The organism is Synechococcus sp. R55.7 (assembly GCF_047461955.1).
In the GTDB taxonomy this organism is placed as follows: domain Bacteria; phylum Cyanobacteriota; class Cyanobacteriia; order Thermostichales; family Thermostichaceae; genus Thermostichus.
In genome coordinates this window covers 1-4,226 of record NZ_JANSIC010000056.1, presented here as the reverse complement: position 1 = coordinate 4,226, position 4,226 = coordinate 1, and the positions used below count along the sequence as shown (strand labels likewise).

The 4,226-nt window shown below is 61.1% G+C and carries 4 protein-coding genes; 3 read left to right on the top strand and 1 reads right to left on the bottom strand.

The annotated features are described in order from the left end of the window. Positions 1-468, bottom strand: a 468-nt coding sequence (locus NW820_RS04535) for a magnesium chelatase domain-containing protein (protein WP_414406810.1), incomplete at its 3' end; no start/stop codon positions are given. Positions 469-937: 469 nt separating this feature from the next. Between NW820_RS04535 and NW820_RS04530 the strand changes: the two genes are divergently transcribed. From NW820_RS04530 to NW820_RS04520, 3 genes are all read left to right on the top strand, one after another. Beyond that, positions 938-2,911: a peptidase M3 gene (locus tag NW820_RS04530; RefSeq protein ID WP_414406804.1), complete on the top strand. Its 1,974-nt coding sequence runs from the start codon at positions 938-940 to the stop codon at positions 2,909-2,911. Between the two features lie 7 nt (positions 2,912-2,918). Next, the gene (locus NW820_RS04525) at positions 2,919-3,899 is read left to right on the top strand and encodes a DNA adenine methylase (protein ID WP_414406803.1); all 981 of its coding nucleotides are present in this window, start codon (positions 2,919-2,921) and stop codon (positions 3,897-3,899) included. A gap of 100 nt (positions 3,900-3,999) precedes the next feature. Beyond that, the coding region (locus NW820_RS04520) for a BolA family protein (RefSeq protein ID WP_414406802.1) at positions 4,000-4,226 on the top strand (227 nt) is incomplete at its 3' end.

Below are 4,226 nucleotides of genomic sequence, written 5' to 3'. Positions count from 1 at the left end.
CCCATACACTTGGATCCCTTGCACCACCGCTCCTTCCGGCCCATTTTCCTGGGGTACCACCAGGCGGCGGATCCCCATCTCGGCAGCGCTGGCGGCAATAGGCAGAACCCCGGCCACCGGGCGTAGGGTGCCGTCTAGGGCCAATTCCCCCACCATCAGGGTGTTGGCCAGCGCTTCCCCCTCGATCACCCCGGAGGCCGCCAAGATCCCGATGGCAATGGGCAGATCGAAGCTGGGGCCCTCTTTGCGCAGATCGGCAGGGGCCAAGTTGACGATGATCCGCCGCTGGGGTAAAGCAAAGCCGGAGTTCTTGATCGCCGCCCGCACTCGCTCTTTGGCCTCCTGAACGGCAGTATCGGGCAGTCCCACCAAGGTGATCTGGGGCAAGCCACCGCCCACATCCACCTCCACCGTAACCTGCACGGCCCGGAGTCCCAGCAGAGCGGCAGCAGTGACTTGGGCAAACAATGCAGTCACCTCCCTCGGATAGTTCTTTTACCCTTTGCACAAGTGGCCGCAGGCCTATTCTGTCCCAACACGTATCCTGGCCGAAATTGGGATCCCCACGCTGCCGGCTGCATTTGCCCAAGGAGAATGTCACAATCATCTCAGGTTTTTCCTGCCCCAAAGGAGGCACGTCGGTTTTCGCAGTCGCAGTCTTTAATGAATGCGGGATCCCGGATCCGAGCTTGCCGAATGGCTCAGGCTTGGGTTGGCTGTTGCTGCCGCCTTTGCGCAGCACAGCAGCGGTGAGGCTATGTTCTGACCAGGATGGGAACCCCCAGGGGGGGATAGCAGGGATCCGGATCCCTCTGATCGCAGCCTGCACCTCCAACCCAGATTTCCCCAGCCATTTGCCCTTTGGCAGAGGTCAAAAGGCGGGCACACCCCTCTGCCGACAAGCCAACAGAGGGACGACCCCATCTCTAGGAGGCTGATGCCGGTGGTCTTTCCTGCTGCTGAACCCCCTTTCGAGCGTTTCTCTGGCTCTGGGAAAAAGCGCGCCCTAACCTGGAATGAACTGGAGGAGCAGGTGCAGCAGTTTGCCCAGCGCTACCGGGGGCAGGTGGTCCAGCTCAGCCCGCCAGAGCTGGCGGTGGCGCTGCAGGAGTTGTCGGAGCTGACGCAGGCGCTCGCCCTGGCAGCCCATCTTGCCGAGGGTTGCGAGAGCAGCAGCCTTCCAACAGCGATCCCGGCTGAGGCCGAACCAGAGATGGCCTGGACGAAGGCAGACCCCAGCTGGAGGGATCTGGAGCGGGTCATCTCCCTGCAGAGCCAGCTGTTGTTTTTCCCCCTGGAACTGCAATCCCTGACCGCCGTTCCCCTCGGCGAACCCGCAGCTGAGACGCCGCAGGAGCGAGAGGATCGGCCCTCGGATCCCTTGGCCGCTGCTTGTGCCGAGCCGGAGCTGCGCCCCTTTCGCCAGTTTTTGTGTCGCCTCCTGCAGCAGCGGGGTCACCAACAACCGGAGCCTCTGGAGTGCCTGCTCCACCAACAGTACCCAACAGGAAGGTTAGCTTGGCGGCAGTTGTGGCAAGTGACCCTGAACTCGCCTGCTGCGCTCCCAGAGCACACTCTTGTCCAGCTGCAGAGCTTACAAACTCACGCCAGCGCGGAGATCCGCTGGGTGGCCTACCAGCGGCTAGTCCAACACCTAGAAGCCCATGCCGATCTGGGTGGGTTTATCCTCAGCACCCTGATCCGCGACCACCTGTGGGAGGCCCAATGGCGGGGCTATGACTCTGCTGCCGAGCTGTATCTGGCCCGCCAGGGCCTGACTCAGACCTTTTTGGAGAACCTATTGGAAGGGATCCGCGATCGGTTTGACCTGTTCCAGCACTATTACCGCCTCAAAAGCAGAACAATGGGACGTTCCATTCGCATCTGCGATCTGCATGCGCCCTGGGGGGATCCCGTGCCGCCCCTGACCTCTGCTGAGGCCACCTCTCTAATCTGGGCAGCCCTGCAGGACTTCTGCCCCGAGTGTGCGGCCCAGGCCAAACCCTGGCTGCTAGAAGTCGGCTCGGCAATCGAGGCAGACAAGCCCAATCGCGCAGCGGGCGCAGCCTTTCGCCCCGGCGAAACGGAGTTCTCGCCCAGGTCGGGAGAAACGGGATCCGGCGGGAGCGAGCTCCTGTTGAAGGTTCTTGCTATCATCAGCCAGCGGCTCCGGCCTGAGGATCCCCAAGTTTGGCTGGATCTGGAGGAGATGCAGGGGAGTTCCGCACTGCTGCCGCGAGCGTGGGGGGTGCAGGCTCACACCGTCTTTTTGCAGCAAATACTCCTGGATCACCTGGTTGCCTCAGCAGTGGGATCCCCTCGCATGGGCAGGCCTGCTCTTTACGACCCAGAGGGGCAAACTGCTCCGCAGCGCTGGCGGGAACGCTCCGGCAGCCTCCAGTTGGCCCAGGCCCTGTTGATACACCATTTGGAAGCCCAGTTGCAGGCGGTGTTTTACCAGAGCTTGATCAGTCGGCTGGAGCTGATTCTCTATCGGTCGGGGCTCCCCGCATGGGAAAATGTGGCAACCTATCCTCTTTGGGTGAGCGAAGAGTGGTTGAAGCTGTGTCAGGAGCTGTGCGGAGATGCGGTGGAACTGTTGCCGGAACACCAGTTCTACTGGGTGGGGATGCCGGAGCTGTTTCTCCACCCCTTTAGTGCCTATCAGGCTAGCCTTGCCAGCCTGGTGGCCTTGGCCTGTCACCGCCGCTATCACAGTTCTCCGCGCAACTTTCTGCCCCACTACCTCCGTTGGTTGGCCAGCCCGCCCGGATCCCTGACTTTGGAAGAAACCACCCAGCTGCTGCAGGCAGATCTGAGCGACCCAGGGGGAGTGTTGCAGGCGCTGGAGGAGCTGGAGCATTGGATCGAGACGCTAGAAAAGCTGCTGGAAGAGAATCCAGATCACTGAACCAACGATGACCCACCCTTGTTCTCTTGGACATAGGCGTGCTCTGCGGCGGGAAGAACTCTGGAACCCTGTACCCGACTCCTGCGAACCCACCCCAGCGGAGCCAGCCGTTAAAGCGCGTCCCTTCCTAAAATGGGCAGGGGGAAAAGGGCAACTGCTCAGCCAATACGAACCCTTTTTTCCTCGCGCCTGGAACACCTATCACGAGCCCTTTTTGGGGGGTGGAGCGGTCTTTTTTCATCTGGCCCAGAGGACTCCGCCGGGCTTGCGGCCCTTTGTTTTGTCGGATATCAACCCTGAGCTGGTAAACGTGTATTGCTGCGTGCGGGATCAGGTGGAGGAGATCATTGCCCTGCTCAGCCACCACCAAGCCCACCACAGCCGGGATTATTACTACACCATCCGCGCGGCTCGATTTGAAGATCCGGCGCAACGGGCTGCCCGCCTGCTGTATCTGAACAAGACCTGTTTTAATGGCCTCTACCGGGAAAACTCGCGGGGAGAGTTCAATGTTCCTTTGGGCCGTTACCGCAATCCCCGCATTTGCGACGCGGAGAACCTACGGGCCGTGGCACGGGTTTTACAAGGCGTGGAGATCGCGGTGCAGCCGTTTTGGCAGGTGCTCGAACGAGCCAAACCCGGGGATTTCGTCTATTTGGATCCCCCTTACCATCCCCTTTCTGCCAGCAGCAGCTTCACAGCCTACAGCCGGTTTGCCTTCGGCGAAGCGGAACAGATCCGCCTGCGAGAAGTGTTTGGAACATTGGCCGACCGAGGCGTGCAGGTGCTGCTCTCCAATTCCGATTGCCCCTTTGTGCGGGAACTGTACCGGGATTACCCCATCCAGACCATCTCTGCCAGCCGTGCCATCAACGCCCAGGGCCACAAACGCGGTCCCATCACCGAGGTCTTGGTGCTGAGCCATCCCAGCCTGGCCACCGCCTGCAGTGGGCCGGAAGAGATCCCGTTTTGCCCCGGAACCGTCTAGGGTAATGGATGAGCAGGTCGAGATCCAAGGCGGGATCTCGAGCTTGGACACACTATTGCTCCGCAACGCTGACGCGACGAGACAACGGGAACAACAGCGCATGGATCCACGAGAAATTGAGGCATTGGTACGGGCTGCCCTACCCGGCGCAAGGGTGCAGGTGGAAGACACTGTCGGCGATGGCCATCATTTCCAGGCCATCGTGGTGGCGGAACAATTCCAGGGCTTGCCCCTGATCAAACAGCACCGGCTGGTGAATGAGGCCCTGAAAGCTTACCTGCAGGATGGCCGCCTACATGCTTTAGCCCTGCGCACCTTTACCCCCGC